This is a genomic window from Halobacillus sp. Cin3 (genome assembly GCF_947311855.1).
GTDB classification, from domain to species: domain Bacteria; phylum Bacillota; class Bacilli; order Bacillales; family Halobacillaceae; genus Halobacillus; species Halobacillus kuroshimensis.
In genome coordinates this window covers 349,316-374,565 of sequence record NZ_CAMZMV010000001.1, presented here as the reverse complement: position 1 = coordinate 374,565, position 25,250 = coordinate 349,316, and the positions used below count along the sequence as shown (strand labels likewise).

19 protein-coding genes are annotated in these 25,250 nt (G+C 49.1%); 4 read left to right on the top strand and 15 right to left on the bottom strand.

Annotation, left to right across the window (positions count from 1 at the left end; all coding sequences use genetic code 11):
- Window positions 1-64 precede the first annotated feature (64 nt).
- The gene (locus QMA39_RS02080; RefSeq protein ID WP_156896436.1) at window positions 65-667 is read right to left on the bottom strand and encodes a hypothetical protein; all 603 of its coding nucleotides are present in this window, start codon (window positions 665-667) and stop codon (window positions 65-67) included.
- Between the two features lie 56 nt (window positions 668-723).
- Between QMA39_RS02080 and QMA39_RS02075 the strand changes: the two genes are divergently transcribed.
- The gene (locus tag QMA39_RS02075) at window positions 724-1,566 is read left to right on the top strand and encodes a LysR family transcriptional regulator (RefSeq protein WP_281657879.1); all 843 of its coding nucleotides are present in this window, start codon (window positions 724-726) and stop codon (window positions 1,564-1,566) included.
- A gap of 96 nt (window positions 1,567-1,662) precedes the next feature.
- Here QMA39_RS02075 and QMA39_RS02070 read toward each other — a convergent pair whose 3' ends face one another.
- Window positions 1,663-2,874 carry a sodium:proton antiporter gene (locus tag QMA39_RS02070; protein ID WP_206932342.1) on the bottom strand — a complete coding sequence of 404 codons (1,212 nt, stop codon included), beginning with the start codon at window positions 2,872-2,874 and terminating at the stop codon, window positions 1,663-1,665.
- A 72-nt stretch (window positions 2,875-2,946) separates the two neighbouring features.
- Window positions 2,947-5,217, bottom strand: coding sequence for a penicillin acylase family protein (locus QMA39_RS02065; protein ID WP_281657878.1), 2,271 nt, complete (start codon window positions 5,215-5,217; stop codon window positions 2,947-2,949).
- A gap of 246 nt (window positions 5,218-5,463) precedes the next feature.
- Here QMA39_RS02065 and QMA39_RS02060 point away from each other — a divergent pair, with 246 nt between their 5' ends.
- Both QMA39_RS02060 and QMA39_RS02055 read left to right on the top strand, forming a co-directional pair.
- Window positions 5,464-6,471 (top strand): aldo/keto reductase, encoded by a 1,008-nt coding sequence (locus QMA39_RS02060; RefSeq protein WP_027953955.1) that lies wholly within the window; start codon window positions 5,464-5,466, stop codon window positions 6,469-6,471.
- Window positions 6,472-7,079: 608 nt separating this feature from the next.
- Window positions 7,080-7,556, top strand: a complete 477-nt coding sequence (locus QMA39_RS02055) for a DUF456 domain-containing protein (protein WP_027953954.1) — start codon at window positions 7,080-7,082, stop codon at window positions 7,554-7,556.
- Between the two features lie 41 nt (window positions 7,557-7,597).
- Here QMA39_RS02055 and QMA39_RS02050 read toward each other — a convergent pair whose 3' ends face one another.
- The 6 genes from QMA39_RS02050 to QMA39_RS02025 all read right to left on the bottom strand — a co-directional run bounded on the left by QMA39_RS02050 (window position 7,598) and on the right by QMA39_RS02025 (window position 16,734).
- Window positions 7,598-9,388, bottom strand: a complete 1,791-nt coding sequence (locus QMA39_RS02050; RefSeq protein WP_281657877.1) for an L-lactate permease — start codon at window positions 9,386-9,388, stop codon at window positions 7,598-7,600.
- 196 nt (window positions 9,389-9,584) lie between these two features.
- Complete coding sequence (locus tag QMA39_RS02045; RefSeq protein WP_027953952.1) at window positions 9,585-10,361, bottom strand: fumarylacetoacetate hydrolase family protein; 777 nt, start codon at window positions 10,359-10,361, stop codon at window positions 9,585-9,587.
- Between the two features lie 16 nt (window positions 10,362-10,377).
- A complete protein-coding gene (locus QMA39_RS02040) occupies window positions 10,378-11,841 on the bottom strand; it encodes an FAD-linked oxidase C-terminal domain-containing protein (RefSeq protein WP_281657876.1) in 1,464 nt (487 codons plus the stop codon).
- 6 nt (window positions 11,842-11,847) lie between these two features.
- On the bottom strand, window positions 11,848-13,212 hold the full coding sequence (locus tag QMA39_RS02035) for a (Fe-S)-binding protein (RefSeq protein ID WP_281657875.1): 1,365 nt from the start codon (window positions 13,210-13,212) through the stop codon (window positions 11,848-11,850).
- Window position 13,213: 1 nt separating this feature from the next.
- Window positions 13,214-14,485, bottom strand: a complete 1,272-nt coding sequence (locus tag QMA39_RS02030) for an FAD-binding oxidoreductase (RefSeq protein WP_281657874.1) — start codon at window positions 14,483-14,485, stop codon at window positions 13,214-13,216.
- 74 nt (window positions 14,486-14,559) lie between these two features.
- A complete protein-coding gene (locus QMA39_RS02025) occupies window positions 14,560-16,734 on the bottom strand; it encodes a malate synthase G (protein ID WP_281657873.1) in 2,175 nt (724 codons plus the stop codon).
- 199 nt (window positions 16,735-16,933) lie between these two features.
- Between QMA39_RS02025 and QMA39_RS02020 the strand changes: the two genes are divergently transcribed.
- The gene (locus QMA39_RS02020; RefSeq protein ID WP_281657872.1) at window positions 16,934-17,833 is read left to right on the top strand and encodes a LysR family transcriptional regulator; all 900 of its coding nucleotides are present in this window, start codon (window positions 16,934-16,936) and stop codon (window positions 17,831-17,833) included.
- 41 nt (window positions 17,834-17,874) lie between these two features.
- Here QMA39_RS02020 and QMA39_RS02015 read toward each other — a convergent pair whose 3' ends face one another.
- The 6 genes from QMA39_RS02015 to QMA39_RS01990 form a co-directional block, all read right to left on the bottom strand.
- On the bottom strand, window positions 17,875-18,657 hold the full coding sequence (locus QMA39_RS02015) for an SDR family oxidoreductase (RefSeq protein ID WP_281657871.1): 783 nt from the start codon (window positions 18,655-18,657) through the stop codon (window positions 17,875-17,877).
- Window positions 18,658-18,770: 113 nt separating this feature from the next.
- Window positions 18,771-19,238 carry a DUF1641 domain-containing protein gene (locus QMA39_RS02010; protein ID WP_281657870.1) on the bottom strand — a complete coding sequence of 156 codons (468 nt, stop codon included), beginning with the start codon at window positions 19,236-19,238 and terminating at the stop codon, window positions 18,771-18,773.
- Window positions 19,238-22,177, bottom strand: a complete 2,940-nt coding sequence (gene fdhF, locus QMA39_RS02005; RefSeq protein WP_281657869.1) for a formate dehydrogenase subunit alpha — start codon at window positions 22,175-22,177, stop codon at window positions 19,238-19,240. The genes QMA39_RS02010 and fdhF overlap by 1 nt, the downstream gene beginning before the upstream one ends.
- Window positions 22,170-22,961, bottom strand: coding sequence for a formate dehydrogenase accessory sulfurtransferase FdhD (gene fdhD, locus QMA39_RS02000; RefSeq protein ID WP_206932995.1), 792 nt, complete (start codon window positions 22,959-22,961; stop codon window positions 22,170-22,172). Before fdhD ends, fdhF begins: the two co-directional genes overlap by 8 nt.
- 132 nt (window positions 22,962-23,093) lie before the next feature.
- Complete coding sequence (locus QMA39_RS01995; RefSeq protein ID WP_281657868.1) at window positions 23,094-24,542, bottom strand: HAMP domain-containing sensor histidine kinase; 1,449 nt, start codon at window positions 24,540-24,542, stop codon at window positions 23,094-23,096.
- Window positions 24,490-25,170 carry a response regulator transcription factor gene (locus QMA39_RS01990; protein ID WP_281657867.1) on the bottom strand — a complete coding sequence of 227 codons (681 nt, stop codon included), beginning with the start codon at window positions 25,168-25,170 and terminating at the stop codon, window positions 24,490-24,492. Before QMA39_RS01990 ends, QMA39_RS01995 begins: the two co-directional genes overlap by 53 nt.
- Window positions 25,171-25,250 lie beyond the last annotated feature (80 nt).

The window sequence follows — 25,250 nt, the reverse complement described above, 5'->3', positions numbered from 1 at the left end:
CTAATCATACATCCTGCTGAGCATAACGCAGAAAAGAAAACGACCAGTGTGCACTGGTCGTTTTTTATGAAGATAGGAGTACGGCTGTCTTGGTGGACCAGAGTTCGATACATGGTCCGGCAAGGAGGACAGACAGGATCGTCCCCATCCCCACCGGTCCGCCGACCCCATAAGCCAGCACCGCAGCCATAACGGCAACAACCACTTGAGCACTTCCGAGCCTCATTTGGAACCGTTCACTGATCGAGACGAATAGATCATCCGCCGGCGCCCTTGGGAAGCCTGTTTGAATATAAAGGGATATCCCAAAAGTAGCAGCGAGGAGCCCTCCGGTAAAAATCAACATTTTAACCCAGAGAGGCAGCATACTGAAATCCCATGCCCCCATCACGACGAGGAGCCAGAAATCCAGAATCACACTTTCCAGAAGAATAGGAATAAACGCAAAGATATCCGGGTGGGTCTTCTTCAGACGGGCGTTGACAAAAATAACCACCACCTGTGTGATCCCGAACCAAAACCCTGCCGACATACCGAAGCGTTCACTGAACCCGACAAACAAAGCCGTCCAGAACCCAGCACCGAGAGAAGCTTTGACGACAAGCGCTGTGCCGAAATACACCGTAAAGATCCCCATGATATAATAAACCAGCCTGTTCCATTTCATTCCTGCCACCCCTTTCATTCATCCCCTGCTATTCCAATCACAGGAGGTTATCAACCATGCATTTGCAGCGGCTTCAATCATTCATTGAAATTGCCCGTTATCAGAGCTTTACAAAGGCAGCCCAGTCCCTGCTCATCTCCCAGCCAGCCTTAAGCAGACAGATGAAGAAGCTGGAAGAAGAGCTCGGTTTTCCTTTATTCCTGACATCACGCTCAGGAATCGAATTGACTGCGAAATCCAGAGCACTCCACGAGGAACTGGCTCCTCTCTTTATCCAGATCAGTCACATCATCGAGCACTACCAGACGGATGGGCGCATCCGTTTCGGCTCTACCCCCTACATCAGTACGTATTACATGAATGACTACATGCCGTCATTAAATACCATTGATATATTCGTTACAGCAGTCAGGGAAAACAGCCGTGAGCTTCTACCGTTATTAAAAAACCACGTCATTGACGCTGCGATTGTCGAAGGCCCCGCAGAATGGGAAGAGCTGTACGCTTCGTTTCTATTCCGGGACCACTTTGTCGCTGCGGTTTCCAATGACTCTTCTCTTGCTGATCTGGAGACCGTTTCCTTGGAGGATTGCTTGAAGGAGCATCAGATTCTTTCTGCCGAAAACCAGCAATTCACAAGCCGTTTCCAGTCCCTCGCTGAAGAAATGGGATACTCTTACGAAAGCACTGCGGTGCATGAACATGCCCACTCCGGTTTTGTTTCCCAGGGCATGGGGATCGCTTATTTCCCTGAATTGATGGCAAAACACATGGAATACAGAGGCATTACTTTTCTCCCCATTGAAGGACGACCGCTCTTCAGGGACATGTATCTTGCGGCAGCCTCTCCTTCTGCCTTTCAACGACTCAGACATGTGTTTGGTACAGGTTCAGTATAAAGCCGGTTCGACCAGTTCCGGAAATGCCCATTTGACATGGCGTTATAACTTTTGAACATAAAAAAGACGCCGGCAAGCGGCGTCTTTGTTCAGGACTCAGGCAAGACCAAGCTTTTTGATCAGCGGCTTCAACGTCAGCCCTTGGACAATCAATGAAAACAGCACGACAGAGAAGGTTAACAGGAGCACCTGGTCCCTTCCGGAAAAATCCATCGGCAGACTGAGCGCAAGAGCGACAGATAAACTCCCCCGCAGACCACCCCAGTTGATCAGCAGACGCTCCTTGGCATTCAGCTCCTTGATCCAACCCGTGCTGATGTAGAGAGCGATCGTGCGGCCGATCAGTACAATCACGATAGCCCCTGCGATATAGGCCCAGTTTTCCGATAGATTGATGTTGCGGATTTCCAGACCGACCATAAGGAAGATCAACGCATTCGCAAGTAGTGTGATCGAATCCCAGAACGTGTTGATGTTCGTTTTTGTCTGCTTGGACATGCCGACTTTCGCACCGTAATCCCCAAAAACAAACCCTGCTACAACGACAGCGATGACTCCGGATGTATGGAAATGTTCGGCAATGAAGTAGCTTCCGAAAAACAAGAGGGCACTGAAGGCAACCTCGAGCGGGTAATCATCAAAGAAACGGATGATTTGTGAAAAGAAAAACCCGAACGCAAGACCGACAAGCGCTCCCCCAATGGCGAATTTAAGAAACATGAAAACTCCGCTGCCAAGACCTGACCATCCCATTTCAATATAAGTGAGAAGATAAATGCTCGCGATTTTGAATAATACCACCGCAATCCCGTCATTGAATAGGGACTCGCCTTCCATAATTGTCGACATCTTTTGAGGTACTCCGAGCGACTTAAAAATAGAGAGGACACTGATGGGATCTGTCGCACTCATCAGTGCCGCAAACGTAAAAGCAACAGCCAAAGGAAGGTCCAGGAAGAAATAGGAGGCAGTCCCGATGCATATGGCAGAAATGAACGTTCCCATAAAGGCCAGCCCCATGACGGTTTTCTTTTCGGAAAACAAATGATGAAACGGCAGCTTCAACGTTGCATCACCAAGTAAAATCGGCAAAAACAAAGAGATGATCGTCGCTTGGAACACTTCCGATTGGGTGATGTACCGTTCGGCTTCCTCGATGACCGGAAGTTCCGTCAATCCCAGCACAAGACCGACGAGGACGAGCGCGATCGAATCCGGCTCCTTTAATAATTTGGCAATCGCGATGACAGTAATGGAAATCGCTAATAAAATTAAAATCTGGATGAAAACATCATGAAACCCATGCACAACAGGACGCCCCCTTTTTAGAAAATGACATCTTTAGTCATTCCCCAAACCCGGATGGACTAAGCATTCATGTTACGGGGTAAGCGTAAGCACACCGCCTTCCTGTTCATCCAAGCTGGTTACATGATAGTTGCCTTCAACCCAGTCTTCCAGCTGATCATGGTACCAGGCACTTTGGAAATGCCCGGACTGACCGGGACCAACGACATGGTATCCCTTCTGTGATTCGGCCATATCGATGACAAAGCGCCAGGAAGCGCCGTGATTGACGAGGCCGTTTTCATTAAAACCTGCTGCTCTGACGGTTACCCGGCTTCCACTGACAGGGTACGGGTCGCCTGGATTTAAGAACCGGTCCAGAAAACCAATACTGGATAACGGATGAGTAAATTCCACGGCGTGATACTCTCCCCATTCCCACGTAGAAGGATCTTCACCATATTCTTCAGCCAATTCCCGAACAGTGGTTTCAAAAGCCGTGGTGATCACCTTTGAGCTTCCTCCAGCTTTCTCCATCCATAAAGAATCTCCACCGTCCCTGTCCATTCTCAACAGCTCATCTGTCGTTTGAGCTGAACCTCGGAAAAGACTTTGAATGGACTTTGGAATGGATGATTCATACAATTCGTTTTCGATGCCGGCCATCCAGAGATGGAATAGAAGCGGCTGAGGGAGATTCCGATCATCTTCAAGATTCCATTCTTCCAACATGAGAAGCGCCTGCTTTTCCAGGTCCTCTTCAGCTTCCGTATGTTCCAACAGGTAAGGCAGAAATTCTTCAGCCTGCAGGTTTTTGACATCCATCTGCATGTCCTGCATATCAGCTAAAGTCACCGCTTCATGATTTTCAAGCATCTCAGCAATTCTGGTATACCGGTAAGGCTGAGCCCAGTTATGACTGATGTGATAAGGGTAATCATCGGAAACGATTTTGTTGTTGGCTGTTGCCACATACCCTTCCTTTGGATTGATGACCGTCGGCAGCTCGTCAAAAGGAATATAGCCCTGCCACTCATCCTCTGCTTTCCATCCTCTTAATGGCAGCAGTGCATCTTCCGGATTGTCATAAATCGGAATACGGCCGTTCGCTTTATAGGCGATTGTGCCGTCCTTGCCGGCAAAAACAAAATTCTGTGCTGGAGCTAGAAATTTTTCCAGGCCTTTCTCGAACGATTTCCAGTCATCAGCTTGATTGATTTCCAGTATCGCATCAAGCTCTGTCGTTGCATCCAGAGCTGTCCACCGGAGCGACAAGACCGTATCTCCCTCTGCTCCTTCACTGAACTCGCTGATTACAGGACCATGCCTTGTCTCCAGTACATCCATCTGAACATCGCTGCCATCTTTCACCTCAATGGTTTCTTCGATAACATCCGCCTGCTCCCACCGGCCTTCATATAAGAATTCCTCTGGATTATCCGGGTTTCTTTTTTCCATGTACAACTGCTGCACATCCGGACCGACGTTCGTCACCCCCCAGGCTGCCGATTTGTTGTGGCCGAGGATGATCCCCGGGATGCCGGCAAAAATGACACCGGAAACCTGATAATCCCCCGCCCTCAAATCCATCTGATACCAGATGGACGGGGTGGCCATCCCGAGATGGGGATCATCAGCCAGCATCGGCGAACCGGAAGCCGTCCGGCTGCCACTGACCACCCAGTTATTACTGCCATTGAATTCGTGTGGAATAACCGCATGAGCCAGACTTTCTTCCACGTCAAGCCCTTCAGCATCCGCTAATACGGTCGGAGCTCTTTCCGGATAAGCGGGAAACAATTCATACGCTTCCTCTTCAGGAAAGTTATCCAGTATATAGTAATTGAATGCCTGGCGTTCCCAGTGTCCGCCCAGGTCAAAAGCCATGTATTTTCCAATTGTTAATGAATCGAGCGGTGTCCAGGGCTCAGGATCAATGGCCATCATGGCGAATTCAGGTGAGAGCGGCTCTGATTCCATATAAGCGTTCACTCCGTCTGCGAAAGCCTGCAACAGTTCCATCGTCTCCTCTGGATAAACAGCCAGCGATTTCTCCGCCGCCCGTCTAAGTCCTAATGTCCGGAAATACCGGTCCTGTTCAAGGGCTGCTTCCCCAACCACTTCACTCAACCGGCCGGACGCCTGCCTGCGGGCCAGCTCCATCTGGAACATCCGGTCCTGCGCCTGAACATAGCCCTGGGCCATGAATAAATCATCCAAGCTTTCAGCTTCAATATGAGGCACACCATTTTCATCACGCAGCACCTCAACTTGTCCGGTTAACCCCTGCAGCGGAATTTCGCCTTCTGTTTCAGGAAGGCTCCTTAAAGTGAAAGCGTTTACAAAAATAACTGCAGCAACCATTAAAAAAATTGTAATTCAAAGCGTCCAAAATACAGGCCTCTTCCATTTTTTCCGATGCTTTAGTTTTTCTGCATGAAACTTTCCCGCTGTTTCCACTCCCCCAGCCCCTTTCGTCATTACCATTATTATAACCTGCCATCTGGGAAGTGGGTAGGTTCGTCTGGAAAAGTTACATACGGGAGTGGTTAACTTCTGCAAAAACCGGGTACAGACCATAATGTGTTTGATTGTGGAGGTGAAGAAATAATGGAAAAAGTAAGAATTAGTAATACATCAATGGAAGCCAGCCGCATCGGCCTCGGCACATGGGCCATCGGCGGCTGGATGTGGGGCGGCACAGATGAAAAGGAATCCATCCAAACGATTCATGCCGCTCTCGATCAAGGCATTAACTTAATTGATACAGCCCCTGTATATGGGTTTGGTAAATCAGAGGAAATTGTCGGAGAAGCTGTCCGCCAGTATGGGCGCCGCGAAGACCTTCTTTTAGCTACGAAGGTGGCTATGGACTGGAAAGATGAAGAAACGGTCTTCCGTAATGCGAGCAAAGAGCGGATCCACCAAGAAGTGGAAGATTCCCTCCGACGCCTGCAGACAGATTACATCGATATTTATCAGGTGCACTGGCCGGACCCGGTCACACCGATCCATGAGACCGCTGAAGCGCTTGCCTACCTGCATAAGCAGGGAAAAATCCGTGCGATCGGAGTGAGTAATTTCACGCCGGAGCAGATGGATATTTTCCGTGAAGCTGCACCGCTTCACACGCTCCAGCCACCTTATAATTTATTTGAACGGGATATTGAATCCAAAACACTGCCATACGTGCAGGACCATGAAATCACAACGATCTCCTACGGTTCCCTTTGCCGCGGACTCCTTTCCGGGAAAATGTCCACCGATCGGGAATTTGAAGGCGATGATTTGAGAAACAATGATCCGAAATTCAACCAGCCGCGGTTCAAGCAGTATTTAAACGCTGTACAGGAACTGGAACAGCTTGCTGAGAAACGATTCGGGAAATCGGTTCTTCAGCTTGCCGTGCGCTGGGTGCTTGACCAGCCCGGCTCCGGTATTGCTCTTATGGGCGGACGTCGTCCCGACCAGCTCAATCCTGTCCAAGGTATCAGTGACTTCCAGATTGACGAGCAGACGATGCATGATATTGATGAGATTCTATTAAAGCATGTCAACGACCCAGTCGGTCCTGAATTCATGGCTCCACCCGACCGCCAGGAATTAGGACTAAAATAAAAATCCTAAAAGCGGACCCTCAAAAGGGTTCGCTTTTCAGCTTGTAGAGAGGTTTCTATTTTCTACAAGCTCTTTTTAAATCTGCTGGAGCTCCAAACTTCCCTACAAAAACCACATTGACGGAGCCTATGGCTATCACTTTCGATGAACAAAAGAACATTTCCAATGTAAACATCCGTAAAAATCGGCGGGAATTCAATGATTAATCAATCCTCTCAGTGGATTCTGCTGTTAGAAGAATACAGACTTCTTCGAAACCAGGAGTGCCCTCTTTTTGTTAGTTATTTGAGGAGGTATCGTGGAGCGTTCGGTGGTGACGCCTGCGGGAACAGCGCGAGCCGAAGATCCACTTGGTCAAGTGACCTTCTTGACCAAGTTAGCTGAGGCCGTGCCCGCGGCAAGCATCCACCGATAAGCGGAACGTGACCTGCACATAAAATTGGGGGGCAGTTCCCCAATGGACAAAATAAATGATCTGTGAACGGTGATGAGTGCCTATTTTTCTCTTTTATGCAAACTCTAAGCATTTAAGGAAGAAAGAAAAGTTTAGAAACCTTTTTTGTTGTGAATCGTAATAGAAGCGTAGTGTAAATGAGGAGGATGGAACAATGGACATTTTAATTTGGGTATTCATTATTGCAAGTTTCGTGGCAAGTTTTGCCAGTGTCATATTCCCGATCATTCCGGGACCATTGGTTTTATGGATTGGTTTCCTGATCTATTTCTTTTTTGTAGATGGGAACGAACTGTCGGTCTTTTTCTGGATCGGTGCGGTTGTGCTTACGATTCTGCTTATCATATCCGATATCATCGCCAATAGTTATTTTGTGAAACGGTATGGGGGAAGCAAATGGGGCGAGCGGGCAGCGGCCATCGGAGTCATTATCGGTTCGTTTATTATCCCGCCATTCGGGATTTTGGTGGTCCCTTTTGTTCTTGTCATCATTGTAGAACTTGTTCAAAAGAGGGAAAGCCAGGATGCGTTCAAGGCCGCTATAGGCTCTTTATTCGGCTTCCTTAGTGGTACCGCCGCTAAAATTGTCATCACATTAATCATGGTCATTTGGTTCTTCATCGATATTTAAAAAAACACGCTTGGGACGCAGGCTGCGTCCCAAGCGTGTTTTTATTTGGCTGCACGTACGTTTTTCTGGTTACGAAGCCGGCTGTCCGGAAGCCGTTTATGATTGGTGGCGATCACATAGACGGCCGCGGTCGTAATTATGGCAGCTAAAACAGAGCCGAGATTGAAGACCCCTTTTTCAGCTGTCCAGACGATGGAATATCCGAGCGCTCCTGCAGAGGCTGCATAATACAGGAACGGAAAAATAGTTTTTCTGATAATGTCCCCTTCTTTACCAACCAGGCCGACGACCGCACAGGCCGCGACAACGTTGTGAACGCAGATCATATTTCCGGCGGCTCCCCCTACGGCCTGCAGCGCCACAATCCAGGAAGCATCAACACCGATCTGGGAGCCGACATCGTATTGGAAAAGCGAAAACATCATGTTACTGATGGTGTTACTTCCAGCTATAAACGCCCCTAGACCACCAACGAAAGAGGACATCAGCGGCCAGTAATCCCCGGCGAGACCAGCCACACCGTTCGCCAGTTCTATCGGCATACTTCCAAACCCTGCAGCACCACCGCCTGAATTTAAGAAAACTTGTACCATCGGGACTGTAAACAGCAGGGCAGCTGATGCTGGGATCATCGTTTTACCCGAATGGGCCCAGGCCTTTTTATAGGCTGATCCATTCATTTGATGAATGAAAAACGTAATCAGAGAGACAAGAACGAATATTGTTCCAGGCAGGTACAAAGGTTGAAAACTAGAGGAGATGTCAGTCCCTAATAAATTCGGGAACGTGACTGTCCATGACTGCACCCAGTCCAGCACCGGCAGGGATTTCAAACGTGTCAGTACGAGAAAGGCACCGACTAGGATATACGGCATCCAGGCCCTGATCATGGAAATCCGCCCACTTTGATGCGCAATGTCCTTAATTTCAATTCTTCCCGTCCAGGATGCATCCCATTTGGATGCTTCAGGGAAATCCCAATGCTTTTCTTCCTTAGGAATGAGAAATCCTTTTTTGGCAGCTGGAACGACAATGGCCAGTCCAACCAATCCGCCGATCATAGAAGGAAATTCAGGTCCGAGAAGGTTCGCAACGATGGTATACGGAATGGTCATGGCAAAAGCAGCAAATAATGCAAACTTCCAGACACGGATGCCTTCACTGAAGGATTTATTTTCCCCAAAGAACCGAGTCATGAATGCGACCACAAAAAGAGGAATCAACGTACCAACAACGGCATGAAGGATGGCTGCACGACCTCCGATCATCGTAACCATGGAAAGGAAGTTGGATGAAATCGAGGCATCTGCAGATAAGCCGGTCTGGACGCCCACAAGAATAGGCGTTCCAACAGCGCCGAAGGATACCGGGGTGCTTTGAATGACCATCCCGGCGATAACAGCAGCCATTGCTGGAAAGCCGAGTCCTACCAGTAACGGAACGGCCACAGCCGCCGGCGTCCCGAATCCGGCCGATCCTTCGATAAAGGCCCCGAACAGCCACGCGATAATGATCACCTGGATTCTACGGTCGGGTGAAATGTCGACAAACCCCTGCCGGATGGTTTTCAAGCCGCCGCTTTCCTGCAGAGTATTTAATAGTAGGATGGCACCAAAGATAATGTAAAGCAGTGTAGCGGCGACGACAAGACCATTGACAGAAGCGGCGGCGACGACAGCACCGGGTACTTTCCAAACAAATAAAGCGAGCAGAACAGCAACTATGTACGAGATCGGCATGGCCCGGCTCGCCGGCCATCGGAGACCAACGAGAAATATTCCAACAGCAACAATCGGCAGCAGTGATAAGAGTGCTAACATTCCGGTGTTCATTGTTCACCCTCCATCTTTTTTAATCCTATTCCATTGTTGAATCCCCTTGCTGTAAGCGCTTCCTTTAAACATTATAAGGTCACCTGATGATAGTTTCAATAAAATTTAGAAAATTTTGTTAAATATACAAATAACGACAAAACCTGCCCTATGAATACCGTTTCTTTTTCACAGGACAGGTCCCAGAAATACACCTCTATGATTCGATGGAAACAGAAGATCGGACAGCTTTATTTCTTAACACCCCTATATCATCGATTCTACACTCAATGATATCCTGGTCCTTCACGAAATGGGCTCCAAGCGGACTTCCTGTTAAAATGACATCTCCGGGATGAAGCGTCATCACCTTTGATAAATAAGCGATCATTGGAGCAAGCGGGACAATCATCAAGCTTGTCGGACTGTTCTGCGTCTCCACCCCATTGATATCCGCTTTGACGAAAACTTCCTCGGGTCGGATATCGGTTTCCACGACCGGACCAAGTGGTGTGAATGTATCAAAAGCTTTTCCAACGGTCCAATGTCCATCCTCATGAAAAAACTGTGGAGCGGTCACATCATTACCGATTGTATAGCCGAAAATGTAATCATATACATCCGTCTCAGCTATATTCTTTGCTTCCTTCCCAATGACAACAGCCAGTTCAGACTCGAATTTCACTTCTTCGATCGGTTCAGGGATTTCTATGTCCTGCTCCGGACCAATGACAGAAGAAGAAGGCTTCAGAAAGAAAACAGGAAGATCAGGGATCTTCTCCGGGCGCTCTTCTACTCCCGCTACATAGTTGGCCCCGATACCGATCACCTTCTTTGGTTCCACTGGAGCAAGCAGGCGTACTTGATCAAGCGGACGCACCTCACCAGTGTATCGCCAGCTTCCATATTTATCTCCTTCTATAAAACTGACATCATCTCCATGTATGGTTGCTTCATAATTCTGACCCGCATAGGATACGCGTACAAATTTCATTATGATACCCTCCCTTTTAAGATTGAACAGCCACCGTGTCTTTGACGATTTTTTTGACATCCATGCAACGGCTCGGCTTAGGGAACAGCTTGCCCTGGTTAAGTAGATCATAAGGGTTGAAGACATCACGGATATCCAACTGAGCTTCAATTTCTTCTTCTGTAAAAATGAAGCGCATCTCTTCTTTTTTCTCAATCCCGACTCCATGCTCCCCGGTAATCGAACCTCCTACATCCGCACAGGCTTTCAAGCAGGCGGTTCCTGCCTGAAGAGCTTTTTCGGTTTCTCCGGGAATTCTGGAATCAAAAAGGATCAGCGGGTGCAGGTTGCCGTCTCCAGCATGAAAGATGTTCGCAATCCGCAGACCTGACTCTGCACTAATCCTATCAATTTCCTTCAGCACCTCCGGCAGACGGCTTCTGGGGATCACCCCGTCCTGAACGAGGTAATCCGGGGATATCGCCCCCATCGCTCCGAATCCGGTTTTGCGGTTGGCCCACCAGCGGGACCGTTCTTCTTCACTTTTCGCTACTTTCACCTCCCGTACATTCCAGCTTTTACAGACTTCGAGAATCTGTTCGATCTGCTCTTCTAAACCGGCCATGATACCATCTACCTCTATCAGAAGGAAAGCTTCTATATCCGGCGGGTGCCCGACGGGAAATGTCCCTGCCTCCACTCCTTCAATAGCTGTTTTGTCCATCATTTCAAGGGCTGCAGGGACAATGCCGGCAGCGATAATTTCCGAAACCGCCCGGCTCCCCTCCTCTACATCATCGAAATAAGCAAGAACCGTCTTTTTCCCCTGAGGACTCTTAAGGATCCGGACAGTGATTTTCGTAACAATGCCAAGTGTACCTTCAGAACCGGTCAAAAGCCCCATCAGATCATAGCCGGGACTGTCTGGAGCACCCTCACCGCCGATTTCGATGACCTCTCCATGAGGCAGGACGACTTCCAGTCCGAGAATATGGTTGGTGGTCACCCCGTATTTCAGACAATGAGCCCCGCCGGCATTTTCCGCTACGTTTCCTCCAATGGTACACACATACTGACTTGAAGGATCCGGGGCATAATAGTACCCCTTATCCGATATGGAATTGGTGAGCTTTAAGTTGACGTAGCCCGGCTGCACAACCGCCTGACGGTTTTCATAGTCCACATATAACAGCTGCTTCATCTTTACAAGACTAATAATGATCTCCTCATTCAGCGGAATGGCCCCGCCGCTCAAACCGGTACCGGCGCCGCGGGCGAGGAACGGCAGGTGATTCATATGGCAGTACCGGACGAGGGCCGCTACTTCTTCTGTATTTTTCGGAAACACGACCGCTTTTGGAAGAGCTTTATGAACGGTGAATCCATCACAGTCGTAAGAAATCAAATCTTCAGGCTTATAAAGAATTTCACTCTCCCCGACAATTTTTATCAAGCTGCGGATATGAGGGTCCACTTTGTTCTGCTTTTTTCTTTTCAACATTTGTCCTCACCCTTTCTTTCCGGCCGCCTGCTCATCCTTTTGATACGCCCAGTCCAGCAGCTGGATCGTATGGACGATTTCACTGCGCCGTCCGTATTTTTGAACACCCATCGCCATTTGAAGCATGCAGCCTGGATTTCCCATCGAAATCATCTCCACATCTTCTGGGACGTCCCCCATTTTCCGGTCGAGCACGGCACCCGCCATTTCCGGGTTGGTCAGGTTATAAATTCCGGCACTTCCACAACAGGTGTCTGCATTTTTCATCTCTTTATACTCAACCCCGGGGATATCCTGCAGCATCTGCCTGGGTTCGTGGCGCACACCCTGCCCGTGAGCCAGGTGGCAGGCATCATGATAGGTAATGCTTTTGTGGATTGGACTTTCCGGCTTCACGTAACCTGTGTCATATAAGTACTTGGAAACGTCCTCCACTTTTGCCGCGAATTTTTCAGCCCGGTCGCGCCACTCCGGATCATCCTTGAAAAGCTCCGGGTATTCTTTCAGGGCACACCCGCACCCGGCGGCATTGACAATCACTTTGCCGGCATCTTCGAACGCTTCGATATTTTGTTTGGCAAGTTTCCGCCCCGTATCACGATCGCCGGCGTGCACGTGGAGTGCCCCGCAGCACGTCTGTTGTTTCGGAAGGGTCACTTCATTCCCATTGTAAGTAAGGACATGGATGGTCGATTCATTGATATCCCCGAACATGACATCCATAATACAACCGGTCAGCATAGCCACTCTTGCCTTGACTGCCCCTTTAGCGGGAATGACGTCTACGTTTTTATACGTTTTCTGCACAGAAGCTTTCATTTCCGGCATAATCGCTTCCATTCCTGCCAGGTGATCCGGCATCACCTTCATCGCCCCGGAACGGCGCATTACCTTCTGCATACCACTCTGCTGATACAGCTTTAACAATCCGCTCACCGTCTGCATACGGTTCGGATGGGGGAACAGCCGTTTTAGGAAAAAGCTTCCCGCTGCTCCTTTCCATCCACGAAGCGGCACCGCCTGACGCACCTGTCCCCGTGCTTCCTCAATCAGCCCCCCGACATCGACATCAGCCGGACAGGCTGTCGTGCATGCCCGGCAGTCCAGACATTGAAAAACGGGATCAGCAAAAGCTTCGTTCACGTTCAATTTCCCTTCTGCTACAGACTTGATTAAATGGACACGTCCCCTGGGAGAATGCTGCTCCTGACCTGTTTCCAAATACGTCGGGCAGGCTTCCAGACACATCCCGCAGTGCACACAATCCGCCCACTTCGCTTCATCGGGATGGTCTTTTGCAAAGTAATTACTGAGCGTATTTTCTTCACAGGGAAGAGAAGCGTCTTTCTTTTTCACGAGTTCTTTCAGCAAGTTAAATCCCTCCTATGTAACGCTGGAGATTACACACACCATAAGGATCGACCGCTTTTTTAATTCCTTCCATCAAGGAAAAGTGCCCCGGATTTCTCCCCCAAACATCCACCTTCTTCCTCAAATGAAAAGGCAGCTGTTTAATGACGATGTACCCCCCTTTTTGTTCGGCCGCTGCTCTCAACCCCTCAATGACAGCGATTACATTATCTTGCTGACCTCGGACAACATATTCACTTATTCCATGACCGAGACCTCCATGGGCTTCAATATCGACAAGGTGACTGATACCGAGGTCAAGAGCCGTGGTCATCATCGTGAACACATCCATATTCTTTGTCCCTGCCTTCAAAACGGCACACAGATCTTTTTCCTTTGTGTGAGCGTTCGGCACGGTGACGCCAAAGCGCTCCCAGAACTTCCTGGCTTCTTCCTCATGCAGGATCTCCAGAACCGCATTCTCCGGTTTGTGATGGATCATCCATCCCTCCTGCTCCTTCACGGAACGCTCCACATCCTCAAAACCGATAAGAAGGGTAAAGGCCCGGGTCCCTGTCAGCTTTTCCGCCAACGCCGGGTTTAGGATTTCAAGTGTTACGGGCTCGATCATGGCATCCTGGATTTCCACGGCCAGAAGGCGGAGCTTTTCTTCCTCTCCCTCCGGTACAGACACGAGGGCGAGGCTTTCATATTTAGGAGCAGGGCGCAGTTTCATCGTAATTTCACTGATCACACCCAGCGTCCCCATTGCACCAATAAACAGTTTATTCATGTCATACCCAGCAACATTTTTTACGACCTTCCCGCCTGTGCGGATGATCCTTCCATCGGGGTAGACGATACGGAGGCCGATGACGAGATCACGGGCAGACCCGTAAGCCAACCGCTTCGGTCCACTTTCATTGGCAGAAATCACCCCGCCGATCGTTGCCTGCTCCGGCCAGTGCGGATCAAGCGACACCTGCTGGCCGTACTCCTGCAAAAAGCGCTGCAGTTCCGCTATGGTCGTCCCGGGTTTCACGGTTATCGTCATATCTCCGGCGTTATGTTCTACAATTCCTTTATACTTCTTCAAGGATAGTGTGCAGTCGTATTCTCCCCTCGCTCCACCATACCCGCGCTTTGTCCCTCCCGATTCAATGGCAACCTTCCGACCTTCTTCATGGGCCCGCTTCAACCGTTCGCAGATTTCTTCTTCACTGACAGGTTCGTGCCATTCGCTGCCTCTATTCCCATAAAGATCATGAAGCTCTACATGTTCCTGTGTATCCATCTTGGTCCTCCCTTCTGATTTCCCCCATGCCTTTCCAGAAAGAGAACAGGAGCCGGAATTCCGGCTCCCTTTCCTTAATGGCTGGCATACTGTTTCTGTTTCGCTTCACGCCGGCGCCTGTGAAGAATCGGTTCGGTATAGCCGTTCGGCTGTTCTTTTCCTTTGAATACAAGGTCACAGGCAGCCTGGAAAGCCACACTTTGTTCAAAGTTTTGAGACATCGCTTTGTAATCAGGGTCGTCTGCATTCTGTTCATCCACGACCTTCGCCATCCGCTTCAACGTTTCCATCACCTGCTCTTCCTGCACGATACCATGATGAAGCCAGTTCGCCATATGCTGGCTCGAAATCCGGAGCGTCGCCCGGTCTTCCATCAATTCAACGTCGTCGATGTTCGGGACTTTAGAACAGCCGACACCATGCTCCACCCATCGGACCACATAGCCAAGAATTCCCTGGGCATTGTTATCCAGTTCATGCTGGATATCCTCTTCCCTCCAGTCTCTGTCTTTTGCTACAGGAACCTTCAAAATGTCCTGCTGAAGAACGGAAGGGTCTCCGGAAATTTCTTTTTGAACATCAGCTGTATCCACTTCATGGTAGTGAAGGGCATGAAGGGTTGCCGCTGTCGGGGAAGGGACCCAAGCTGTGTTCGCCCCCGCCTTCAACTGGCCGTCCTTCACAGCAATCATCTCTGCCATACGATCCGGCATCGCCCACATTCCTTTTCCAATCTGCGCCCGGCCGCGGAATCCGGCATGGACACCGACAAGGACGTTCGATTTTTCATAACCTTGAAGCCATGCGGAATCTTTCATATCATTTTTGCGGATGACCGGCCCCGCTTCCATAGATGTGTGGATTTCATCGCCGGTCCGGTCAAGAAATCCGGTATTAATAAATGCGATGCGCTCTTTCACTTCATTTATACATGCCTTCAAATTCAAAGTTGTGCGGCGTTCTTCATCCATAACGCCGATTTTCAATGTGTTCGTTTCATAACCGAGAAGCTGTTCTGTCCGGTTGAATAACTCGTTTGCAAAGGCCACTTCTTTGGAACCATGCATCTTCGGTTTCACAATATACACAGAGCCCTTGGCCGAGTTTTGATATGGTCCATTTTTTAACAGATCATGCTTTGCCAGGAGGCCGGTGACAACGGTATCCAGAATCCCTTCGGGTACTTCCTCCCCGTTCTGATCAAGAACCGCATCTGTAGTCATGAGATGTCCGACATTCCTAGCAAACATAAGAGAGCGCCCGGATAGGATCAGGGAACTTCCGTCCGGAGTCGTATACGTCCGGTCCGGGTTCAGTTCCCTCTTGATCTCACGGTCTCCTTTTTGAAAAGTGACAGAAAGATCTCCTTTTAACAGACCGAGGTAATTTTGATAAACTTCGACCTTATCGTCCGCGTCCACGGCCGTGACAGAGTCTTCAAAATCCATAATTGTCGTCACTGCTGATTCGACAAGCACATCTTTTACACCACCCTTGTCCGTCTGGCCGATCGGATCATTACGGTTGATTTGAATCTCGACATGAAGACCATTGTTCACAAGCAGAACACCCGCCGGTGCATCAGGGCCTCCAGTAAATCCGGCCAGCTGCTCCGGATATTTCAACTCCGTCGGCTCCGATGACGTTTTTACTTTCAAGCGGCCATCAAAAATGCTGTAGCCTTCCACGTCTTCATGTGAGCCATCAGCAAGAGGGAACGTACGGTCAAGAAACGATTTCGCATAAGTGATGACCTTTTCGCCGCGGACGGGATTGTAGTCTCCTTTAGGTTCGGCTCCATCTGCTTCACTGATCACATCCGTCCCATATAAGGCATCATACAAGCTTCCCCACCGGGCATTGGCAGCATTAATGGCATACCGGGCATTGTTCACAGGTACAACAAGCTGAGGACCTGCCTGGCGGGAGATTTCATCATCAATATTTTCTGTGGAAATAGAATAGTCCTCGACTTCCGGTTCAATGTAATCCAATTCCTTTAAAAACGACGTATAGGCTTCTTTGTTGGACAAATCATGGTTGAGATGCCAATCATCAATTTTTTTCTGCATCTCATCACGGATTTCGAGCAGCTGCTTATTTTTTGGAGCGAGATGGTGCAGGATGGCTTCAAGGCCGGCCCAGAAGTCATCACTGGAGATGCCGCTGTCCGGCAACGCTTGTTTATTAATAAATTCATAAAGGACAGGAGCGACTTGAATGTTCCCCACTTTTACATAATCCTGCATTCTTTATTCCTCCTTCGTAAATTGAAAGAACATCCGACGGAAAACGCTTCCAATAATTGTCGGAAATTTCTATCTATTGGTTGCTTTCTATCATATAATAGAAATGAACATATCTAAAATACATATTTGGAATCACTATTATTCCATTTAGTTATACCAGGACATTCGAAGCACCTATTTTTTTACAGGGGGGATGGATATGGATATCCGCCATTTGGAATACTTTGCTGAAGTGGCTAAACAAATGAGCTTTACGAAAGCCGCTGCTACCCTGCACGTGTCTCAGCCTTCGTTAAGCAAAACGGTCAAGCAGCTGGAGACAGAGCTTGGTGTGCCGCTGTTTTACAGGTCCAAGGTTCTGCAGCTGACTGATGCCGGGGAAGCGGTTCTCGCTAATGCGATCCAGGTCCTGGATGCCTTTCATAACTTAACGGCAGAGCTTGATGATATTACGAACGTAAAAAAAGGAAAGATCCGGATCGGTATTCCTCCGATTACCGGAGCTGCCTTCTTCTCAAAAATCATCCGTTATTACCGTGACAAATATCCCGAAGTGGACATTCTCCTAAGTGAAGTCGGATCGAAGATGATCAAGCAGGGCGTTGAAGACGGTTCTCTGGATTTTGGACTCGTATGCAATCTCCCTGTCGAATCGTCGCAGTTTCATACGTTGAAGGTGGTGGATGACCCTTTGATGCTTCTCGTCCATAAAGATACAGCTACAGCTGATAAGAAAACCGTCCATCTCAGTGAGCTCCGGGATGAATCTTTCATTCTATACCGGGAGGATTTCACCCTTCACGACCGCATCATTGAAGAGTGCCGGGCATCAGGATTTCACCCGAATATCGTCTGCCACAGCTCCCACAGGGACTTTATGATTGAGATGGTGGAGGCAAAAGTCGGCGCAGCTCTGCTTCCGAGTCATATTGCCCGGGAAGCGGCTGATAAAAATATCGCTGTTCTTCCTCTCTCCCATCCCAACCTCCGTCTGGAATTGGGGCTCGTATGGAAAAAGAATAAGTACCTCGCCTTTTCAGCCCGGGAGTTCATTTCGATGTCACGGGATTATGTAAAAGAAACGGTACCTCTTTCCTAAAAAAGAAGCGACCGTCCCAACTAGATAGCCATGGAGTTTTTTTATGATAGGAAGCCTCCATCTGAATGGATAATCTGACCCGTCACCCACCCAGCGTCTTCTCCAGCAAGAAAGCAGATCAGGCGGGCAGCGTCCTCGGGTTCACCGATCCGTCCCATGGGAAATCTCGGTTTCAGTTCATCTTCCAGCTCCCGGGTCATCCACCCCGTGTTTGTCGGCCCTGGATCGACAGCATTAACAGTGATATGCAGTGGCGCCAATTCAATCGCTGCTGACTTTGTAAAAGCCGAGACCGCACCTTTCGTAGTTACATAGGCAAGGTTTCCCGGTTCCGGTGATTTGTCTTGTCCGGAAACCATATGAATCACTCTTCCTCCGTGTCTGCCTTTGATTCTTCTTGCAAAAGCCGTCGTTAACAAAAGCGTACCTCTGACATTCACCTCGTAATGGGCATCAAGAACTTCCGCATCCATAGATGTAACGTCTACGTCAACCGAATACGTCGCATTGTTTATAAGAATGGAAGGACTACCAAGGCGTTCTTCCACCACATCGAGCAATTTTTCCGGGGCTTCTTTTTTCGATAAATCCAGCTCCAGTGACGCACAACGGACGCCGGATTTCTGAATCTGCGCTTCCAGTTTTTCCGGCCATCCTTCATCTTTATCTTTGTCATAGAAAGGCATCGATCGGTCATAAGCCGACCAATAAGTGAAGAAAATATCCGCTCCTGCCGATGCCAGTGCGTGACATACCGCCGTACCGATGCCTTTTTCCCTTCCCACTCCGGTAACAATAGCAATGCTGGAATTCAAAGTGTTCACTCCTCTCCGTGTCTCTCTCTGTTCTTCTACTTCCGCTTTGTGAAATCCTCCTGGTGCATAGTCTGCACAAAGAAGCCTGAACCAGATTCCGGCTCAGGCTTTTGTCTGTACTGCTATTTCTGTCCCATTCCTTTCAGAAAGGACATCAGCATCGTCAGGCTCCGGTTGATCTCCGGATCTTTCAATACTTTGGCAAAATCAAGCATGTTCATTTTTTTCGTCGTTCCTTCATCCTCCATACGCTCCAGACCATTGTTCAGGCGGCTGCTCAAGTTCCGGATTCCGCTGACGTTCAAATCGCCAAGCAGGAAAACGAGCTCAGGAAGATTGTTCAACAGGGGTGTATATTGTTCCTTATCTATTTCCCTGACAACATTGGCGAGGGTTTCATCCTTCGCTTTCACAAAAGCCGACAGCGTTTCAAGCGTCCCTTCTTTTTGAAGGGCGCTGAGCAGTTCGATGCCTTGCAGGATCGCCTCCTTGTTGTCTGCCACCGCCTCTTTTACTTCCTGGACATTTTCCTCAATGACTTCTTCCCGCGATTTCTCAAATCGTTTAATATCGGTGATCGCCCGTGCCATTAATGAGCCCCCTTGCCTGGGAATGTATAATCTTCCCGCTGCCATTTTTTCTGGACCTTCACACTGATCTGCGGCACCGGATTTCCATTCCGGTGGTTATTTTTCGGAATCGGCGACTTCCCTTTCTTTTTGAGCACTTTCATTTTCACAGCAATTTCCTTATAAGCCGGTGTGTCAGTATCTTTATCAACCCGGTTATCAGTCAGATAGTTGATGGCTGATTTACCATTGCTGTTCAGCGGCAGGAAGATCTCTTTCCCGCGGACACGGTCGGTAACCGTCACCTGCCCGGTCGCTTCTCCTGATTCAGAAATCAGCTTCACTTCCGCTCCTTCTTCAATCCCCCGCTCTTTGGCGAGCTCTTCAGAAACTTCTATGAAGGCATTCGGCGTTTTCCTCCGGATGCCCGATGTTCGGTAGGTCATGTTGCCTTCGTGGAAATGCTCCAGCAGCCGGCCATTGTTTACATGAAGGTCATACTCTTCATTGGTGTCATACATCAGCTCATACGTCAGTGGATAAAGCTTTGCCTTTTTATCCTCAAACGGGAATCCTTCCGTAAAGAGAAGTGGTTCATCTGTTCCGTCTTCGGCTACAGGCCACTGCAGGGAATTATACCCTTCCAGACGTTCATACGTAACACCTGCAAACAACGGAGCAAGTCCTGCTGCTTCTGCCATGATTTCAGATGGATGCTCATAGCCCCAGTCTACACCAAAATACCCGGCCATCAGCTGAATGATTTCCCAGTCCGGCTTTGTACCTTCCAACGGATCAAAGCTCTTATAAAGACGTTGTATCCGGCGCTCTGTATTGGTAAATGTGCCGTCCTTTTCAAGGCTCGGGGAGGCCGGAAGCACAACGTCGGCATATTCAGCGGTCTTCGTCAGGAACAAGTCTTGTACGATGAACAAATCGAGTTTTTCAAAGGCGGCTGTTACATAATTGATATTGGCATCGACAATTCCTGTGTCCTCACCCATGACATACATCATGGACAGTTCGCCATCATGAATGGCTTCAATCATCTCGTGGTTATCCATGCCGGTTTCTTTCGGCAGCTCCGTCCCCCACGCTTTTTCATAACGGGCCCGGACCTCATCGTCCTCTGTCGATTCATACCCGGGGAAGAAGTTCGGCATACTTCCGAAATCACTGCATCCCTGTACGTTGTTGTGGCCGCGCAGTGGATAAGCGCCTGTACCCGGCTTCCCGTAGTTTCCGGTAATAAGCAGCAGGTTACTGATGGCTGTACTCGTATCACTTCCGAGCATATGCTGTGTCACGCCCATCGCCCAGCAGATGGCTACCGATTCGGATGTGGCCACTTCCTCCGCCACCTGCTTCAGTTCCTCCTGAGGGATGCCGGTCAAGTCCGAAGCATATGCCATCGTAAACGGCTCGAGGCTTTCCCGATATTCATCAAAGCCATTGACCCAGTCATTCAGGAAGTTTTTATCCTCCCAGCCCTGGTCAAGAATGTATTTCGTAACAGCGGAAAGCCAGACAAGATCGGTGCCTGATTTCGGCTGATAAAAACGATCGGCACGCTTCGCCATTTCATGCTTTCTCAAGTCAAAGACGAACAGCTTATGTCCCAACAGCTTCTGGGAACGCTTGATGCGCGAAGCAAGAACAGGGTGGGATTCTGCTGTGTTGGAACCGATAGTAATGACGAGTTTACTGTCTCCCAGATCATCAATGGATCCGGAATCGCCGCCATACCCCACCGTGCGGAACAACCCTTTTGTTGCCGGTGCCTGGCAGTAGCGGGAACAGTTATCCACGTTGTTCGTCCCGATCACCTGACGGGCAAGCTTCTGCATCAGGTAGGATTCCTCGTTGGTCGCTTTAGAGGATGCGATGAAGGCCAGATGATCCGGGCCTTTCTCAGCAAGGATTTTCTTCATACGATCGACCACATACTGCATCGCCTCGTCCCATTCCACCTCTTCAAAATGATCGCCGCGGCGGACGAGCGGCTTCTGAAGACGGTCGTCACTATTCACGTAGTCCCAGCCGAATTTCCCTTTGATACATGTGGATATGCCGTTGGCCGGTGACTGGGCACTTGGCTCTACCTTGAGAATCTGCCGGTCCTTCGTCCATACATCAAAGGAACACCCGACACCGCAGTAGGTACAAACGGTTTTTTCCTTCTTGATCGTTTCTTCACGCATCGCTGCCTCAGAATCGGATACAGCAAACAATGGACCGTAACCGGTTTCCACCTTCTTCGTTAAATTGATCATCGATTTCAGGATTCCAGGCTCCGTGTCCGTCAAAAATCCGGCCTCTCCCTCCATGCCGACCTCCATCATGGCGTTACACGGACAGACAGTGGAACACTGCCCGCAGTTGACACAGGAAGACTGATCAATGGGAACGTCGTTATCCCAGATGACCCGCGGCTCCTGACGCTCCCAGTCTATCGTCAGCGTCTCATTTACCTGAACGTCCTGACACACTTCCACACAGCGGCCGCACAGGATACACTGGTCAGGATCGTAACGGTAAAACGTTCCTGAGTAGTCCTTTTCATAGCTTGTCGGCTGAAATGGACGTTCCTGGTGCTCAATGCCGAATTCCGCCATCGTATTGTGGATTTCACACGATCCATTGTTATAATCACAGACGGTGCAGTACAGTTCATGTTTTTCCAGAACACGGTCAAGAGCTTCCTTCTGCGCTTTATGTACATGTGGAAGCTGCGTCTGCACTTTCATACCCGCCTTGACTTTGGTCCCGCACGCCCGGACAAGCTCTCCGTCGACCTGAACGATACAGGAATCACATGTCTGGATCGGTCCAAGAGATTCGTTGTAACAGATCTGAGGCACCTGTTCATTGACTTTATTCATTAATTGGATGAGTGTTTGGTCCGGATGATCAGCGAGGTATTCTGTGCCGTTTATTTTTACGACGGTATGTTCATTCAATCATGACTCCTCCTTTACTTTCTTCCTTTACACGGCCGGGATGGGTGTAGACGTTCATCCGATTACCTCTGACAAACCCGGCGGCTGTAATATTCAGATCATCAGCCAGCTGCAGTGCCAGATCTGTCGGGGCTGATTTTGACAAAAGCAGGCCGAACCGCATTTTGGATACTTTCAAAAGGACCTCCGAAGAAATCCGGCCACTGAAAATAACGATCTTTTCTTTTGGACTTACTTGCTTTCGAAGCATCCACCCATATAATTTATCGAGAGCATTATGACGGCCGATATCTGTATACGCCTTCAAAATGCCCGAAACACCAGCAATGGCAGCCTGATGGACGCCTCCGGTCTGTTTGAACATGCCTGCTTCCTGGTGGAAGGATTCCATCAGCTGATAGCACTCGTCTGGAGAAAACGACGTCGTATCCACGGCCGTCTTGGCGGTAGCCGCATCACTTTGAAAGTAAAAGGCGCGGCTTTTTCCACAGCAGCTTCCAAGCCAGCGTTTCTGCCCTTCTTTTACAAACGGAACGCTCCGGGATGTTTCCACATAGGCAAAGCCACGCTCCTCGTCAATTGTCAGGCTCGTCAATTCCCTATACGTAAGAATGACACCTTCCGAAGCAAGAAAACCAATGACAAGGTCTTCCATATCCATGGGTGTGCAGACCATCGTAGCGAATTCCTCTCCATTGACAACGATGGTCAACGGGTATTCGACAGCTACGATGTCTTCTTCCTCCTGCCCGTATTGTTCGTTGTAGCGATGAATGTTCCACATACGGGTTTCCAAAATTATCCCCCCTCGAACGTTACCAATCCTTTCCCTTTCTTTCGACAAAACAAACACCTGACAGCATTTGGATGTCAGGTGTTTATCTTGGTCTTATATAAATAGGAAACAACCGTACGCCTACTCCTCCAAAAGAGGAAGCGTCAGCGTGAAAATCGTACCGTTCTCCGATGATTCAGTCAGCTCAAGACGGCCGCCATGCGCCTCGACGAGCATGCGGCTGAGAGGAAGACCGAGTCCGAGGCCTCTCTGTTTCAATTTTTTGTCTTTCCCTCGGTAGAAACGTTCGAATATGAGCGCCTGTTCGTCTTCCGGAATGCCTGTTCCGGTATCGGAAATTTTCATAATCAGATTGGATTCGTCCCGGCTGGCATCTATAGTGACTTTTCCTTCCTCGACCGCTTGATCGGCATTTTGAACAAGATTGAATAAGATCTGCTTCAGCCGGTGATCATCAACAGAAAGAGTGACAGCCTCCGCTGGGAACTGCACGTCCAAGGGTATGTGATCCGGGTCTGACTGCCACTGTTTTTGGAAATGGGTCAGAATCGGACGAAGCGGCTGTTGCTTTTTGTACATCGGCAGGGCACCAGCGGCGTACGTATTAAAGCTCAATAGATCCTGGATCATAACTTGAAGGCGTTCCACTTCCTGCAGAGATAAATCAAGATATTCTTTTGCTTCGTCCCCTTCAACAATCTCATCCTTGACCGCCTGGATCAGACCACTCATCGAAGTGACCGGGGTTTTCAAGTCGTGAGTCACCCCCGCCAGGAGTTCGGTGCGCATCTCTTCCAGCTGCTTCAGCTTTGCGGCCATATCGGTAAAGGAATCCATCAATTCGGCCAGCTCTTTTTCCTTCGGCGGCGAAGACATTTGAATATCATAGCTGCCTTCACTGACCATTCGGGCTGCACTGGCTGTCTCTTTCAACGGCTTGGAGAGCTGTCTTGTTAAATAATAGATGACTCCCCACCCGAGCAGACCAACACCACCGAGCAGCAGGGCCAGTAATCCATATTCCTGATTCAGGCGGCTGAGGGTTTCCTTATCATTCACTAATACGACATACCCGAGCGTTTCATCTCCGCTTTCAATCGGCTCGCTGATCACGTAAGCCCTTTGATTCCGGTCAAGGGACACCACGGACTCGGTCGTCTGATACAACGATTCATCAACATAATCGCCGGCATTCCTGATCTGCCCTCCGCGCTGGTTCGTAACGAGAATCTCCCCTTGGTCGGTGACAATCAGCGCAGCCGGAGTTTCACTTACATCCAATTCTCCTGCGCGGTTTCTTAAAATCTCCTCAAACAACGGCCCTGAAAGAATCCGGCCGTTTGTCGTCACAATTCTATCGGCAATTTCCTGTCCGACAATGTGCATGAGATTCAGCCTGTGGTCGACCGTCGTCTTCTTGATCCACCAGACGGACCCTGCGGCTATGAGAATCAAGCCGATGAGAAGCGTAGCCAAGTACCTTCTGGACCAGTAATGAAAAATCGTTTTACGCTTCTCATGTTTGTACACTCCACTGATACCCCAATCCCCGCAGTGTTTTAATGTCATACGGCTCTTCCATTGAATTTCCCAGCACCTTTCGGATCCGCTTGATCGACAAATCCACCGCCCGGTCACTCCCCTCATAGTCGTAACCCCATATTTGGTCGAGCAGTTGCTCCCGTGTGAAGGTCTGGTTCGGATGCAGAGTAAGAAAAATAAACAGCTTCCCATCCTTTGGAGACAGTTCAATTTCCTCTCCATTTTTATAGACGGTATGAGCAGCCGTATCGACGACCAGTGATCCTATGCGGAGAAGCTGGTCCTCCACTCTTGCCACAGGGCGGCTCAGGACCGCTTTCACTCGTGCCACAACTTCTTCACCGATGAAAGGTTTAGCTATGTAATCGTCGGCTCCTGTTTCAAATCCCTTCAGTTTATGATCGATTTCCCCGAACGCCGTCAGCATGATGACAGGGCAGGCACTTTTTTCACGGATTTCCTTCAGCACCGTCCATCCATCCTTGTCCGGAAGCATGACATCAAGCAGAACGAGGTCCGGGCGCTGTGCTGTAAATTTATCCATAGCTTCATTTCCCGTCCACGCCTGTTCGGTGATCATGTCATTTTTGGATAAATAGGCTTGTAGAACACGGGAAATGGTCGGTTCGTCTTCTACAATCAATACTTTGTTCATCGTTTCAGCTCTCCTTTGCTTCCATTATAAAGGGTAACCAGGGCCGGTGAGAAAAAATCATAAAAAAAAAGAAGGCTTTA

Bases quoted from the DNA above. Each gene is read 5' to 3' on its own strand.
- QMA39_RS02080 (WP_156896436.1), bottom strand. From the start codon at position 667: ATGAAATGGAACAGGCTGGTTTATTATATCATGGGGATCTTTACGGTG.
- QMA39_RS02075 (WP_281657879.1), top strand. From the start codon at position 724: ATGCATTTGCAGCGGCTTCAATCATTCATTGAAATTGCCCGTTATCAG.
- QMA39_RS02065 (WP_281657878.1), bottom strand. From the start codon at position 5,217: ATGGTTGCTGCAGTTATTTTTGTAAACGCTTTCACTTTAAGGAGCCTT.
- QMA39_RS02060 (WP_027953955.1), top strand. From the start codon at position 5,464: ATGGAAAAAGTAAGAATTAGTAATACATCAATGGAAGCCAGCCGCATC.
- QMA39_RS02055 (WP_027953954.1), top strand. From the start codon at position 7,080: ATGGACATTTTAATTTGGGTATTCATTATTGCAAGTTTCGTGGCAAGT.
- QMA39_RS02050 (WP_281657877.1), bottom strand. From the start codon at position 9,388: ATGAACACCGGAATGTTAGCACTCTTATCACTGCTGCCGATTGTTGCT.
- QMA39_RS02045 (WP_027953952.1), bottom strand. From the start codon at position 10,361: ATGAAATTTGTACGCGTATCCTATGCGGGTCAGAATTATGAAGCAACC.
- QMA39_RS02040 (WP_281657876.1), bottom strand. From the start codon at position 11,841: ATGTTGAAAAGAAAAAAGCAGAACAAAGTGGACCCTCATATCCGCAGC.
- QMA39_RS02030 (WP_281657874.1), bottom strand. From the start codon at position 14,485: ATGGATACACAGGAACATGTAGAGCTTCATGATCTTTATGGGAATAGA.
- QMA39_RS02025 (WP_281657873.1), bottom strand. From the start codon at position 16,734: ATGCAGGATTATGTAAAAGTGGGGAACATTCAAGTCGCTCCTGTCCTT.
- QMA39_RS02020 (WP_281657872.1), top strand. From the start codon at position 16,934: ATGGATATCCGCCATTTGGAATACTTTGCTGAAGTGGCTAAACAAATG.
- QMA39_RS02010 (WP_281657870.1), bottom strand. From the start codon at position 19,238: ATGGCACGGGCGATCACCGATATTAAACGATTTGAGAAATCGCGGGAA.
- fdhD (WP_206932995.1), bottom strand. From the start codon at position 22,961: ATGTGGAACATTCATCGCTACAACGAACAATACGGGCAGGAGGAAGAA.
- QMA39_RS01995 (WP_281657868.1), bottom strand. From the start codon at position 24,542: ATGACATTAAAACACTGCGGGGATTGGGGTATCAGTGGAGTGTACAAA.
- QMA39_RS01990 (WP_281657867.1), bottom strand. From the start codon at position 25,170: ATGAACAAAGTATTGATTGTAGAAGACGAACCGACCATTTCCCGTGTT.